Source organism: Bacteroidota bacterium, assembly GCA_030706565.1.
In the GTDB taxonomy this organism is placed as follows: Bacteria; Bacteroidota; Bacteroidia; order Bacteroidales; family JAUZOH01; genus JAUZOH01.
In genome coordinates, this window is record JAUZOH010000542.1 from 1 (window position 1) to 2,114 (window position 2,114).

At 36.3% G+C, this 2,114-nt stretch carries 3 protein-coding genes; all 3 read left to right on the top strand.

Features of this window, described 5'->3' with window-relative positions:
* Nucleotides 1–247 precede the first annotated feature (247 nt).
* The 3 genes from rplM (at nt 248) to rpsB (ending at nt 2,052) form a co-directional block, all read left to right on the top strand.
* Complete coding sequence (gene rplM / locus Q8907_16580; GenBank protein ID MDP4275885.1) at nt 248–703, top strand: 50S ribosomal protein L13; 456 nt, start codon at nt 248–250, stop codon at nt 701–703.
* Nucleotides 704–708: 5 nt separating this feature from the next.
* Nucleotides 709–1,095: a 30S ribosomal protein S9 gene (rpsI, locus tag Q8907_16585; protein MDP4275886.1), complete on the top strand. Its 387-nt coding sequence runs from the start codon at nt 709–711 to the stop codon at nt 1,093–1,095.
* Between the two features lie 105 nt (nt 1,096–1,200).
* Nucleotides 1,201–2,052, top strand: coding sequence for a 30S ribosomal protein S2 (gene rpsB, locus Q8907_16590; protein ID MDP4275887.1), 852 nt, complete (start codon nt 1,201–1,203; stop codon nt 2,050–2,052).
* Nucleotides 2,053–2,114 lie beyond the last annotated feature (62 nt).

Consider the following 2,114-nt stretch of genomic DNA (forward strand, 5'->3'; position numbering starts at 1 on the left):
GATTTGAATATTTTTGAAAGATGATAATTTCACTTAATTATTTTGAAAAAATTTCTTAAATTGGAATCTGAAAATAAGCTTCTACAAAAATAAGTCATAGTTTGTTATAAAAAATCAAAAACAGCTAAGCAGGAAATAAATATGATGAATTTTATTGCAATAATAAAAATTGTTGTATTTTTGCAAACCACAATTTAAAGGATTTATTAAAAGTATTTGTGTATTAATTAAAAACATAAGAAACAAAGTGGATACATTAAGTTATAAAACAGTTTCCGCAAATAAAGCAACTGTTAACAAGGAGTGGGTTGTGGTTGATGCGAGAGATCAGGTTGTTGGTCGGTTGTCAACCAAAGTTGCAAAGCTTTTACGAGGAAAATATAAACCTTCTTATACCCCTCATGTAGATTGCGGAGATAATGTAATTGTGATCAACGCAGACAAAGTGCGTTTTACGGGTAAGAAATGGACTGACAAGGAATATTTTAGTCATTCCGGTTATCCCGGTGGTTTTTCAATAGCCACCCCCAAGAGCTTGTATGCCAAAAATCCTGTATTACTTATCGAAAATGCGGTTAGAGGAATGCTTCCCAAGAATAAATTAGGAGCGGCCTTATTCAGAAATCTTCATGTAAATGTTGGTGAAACCGACAAATATGAAGCTCAGAAACCCAAAGTAATCGATTTAAATAATCTTAAATAATTGTTATGGAAATCATCAACGCTATTGGAAGACGGAAATCAGCTGTTGCACGCGTTTACCTATCAGAAGGGAAAGGCAATATTAAAGTAAACAATCGGGAATACACCCAATATTTTTCCACAGAAGAATTACAGGCAATTGTACTTCAACCTTTAAAAGTATTGGATTCTGTTAGCAAGTACGATATCAAAGCAACTATTGACGGGGGAGGAACCAAAGGGCAAGCAGATGCTATTTGCTTAGCTATTGCCAGAGCATTGGTTAAAGTTGAAGCCGAAAACAAACCCAAGCTGAAACATGAAGGCCTGATGACCAGAGATCCTCGTGTAGTTGAAAGGAAGAAACCTGGTAGACCTAAAGCCCGTAAGAGATTCCAGTTCAGCAAACGTTAAAATTATTATAATACGCTGTTTAGTATCTAAATTACTAAGACTCAATTTTAATTGACTACTCAGTAATTGCTTATTATAGAATGTAAACATTAAAAAAAAGACTTCATGCCTAGAACGACATTTAAAGAATTATTGGATGCAGGTGTTCATTTTGGACACTTGAAACGCAAATGGAATCCGGCCATGGCTCCTTATATTTTTATGGAGCGTAACGGTATCCACATTATTGATTTGCAGAAAACAGTTGTAAAGCTGGATGAAGCTTGCGACGCTTTGAAACAGATTGCAAAATCAGGCCGGAAAATACTTTTTGTAGCCACGAAAAAACAGGCAAAAGATGTAGTTGCCGAAAAAATAAAACAAGTGAACATGCCTTATGTTACCGAGCGTTGGCCGGGCGGTATGTTGACTAACTTCCCCACTATCAGGAAAGCCGTAAAGAAAATGACCTCCATCGACAAAATGATGACCGACGGTACTTTCGATAACCTTTCCAAGAGGGAAAAACTTCAGGTTTCCCGTCAAAGGGCAAAACTTGAGAAGAACTTAGGCAGTATCGCCGACCTTACCCGTCTGCCGGCTGCCATGTTTGTTGTAGACATTGTAAAAGAAAATATTGCTGTAGCTGAAGCCAAAAGATTAAATATCCCTGTTTTCGCTATCGCTGATACCAATTCAAATCCCAATACAGTTGATTTCCCCATACCCGGAAATGACGATGCATCCAACTCCATTGCTATTATAGTTACTGCTGCTGCAGATGCTATCCATGAAGGTTTGGAAGAACGCAAGTCTGAAAAAGAAAAAGAAGCTACTACCAAAGAAAAAGGTAAAGTAAAAAAAGCTGAAGCTTCTGAAGAAGAAGGAGATGAAGAGGAAGAAGCATCCAAAAAGGAAACGAAAGCTCCTGCTAAAAAATTCAGGGAAAGAAAACCTAAAAGCAATACAAATAATTAATTGGTAATAGGAATAAACTATGATACAAATTACTGCTGCAGAAGTTAACAAATTAAGACATA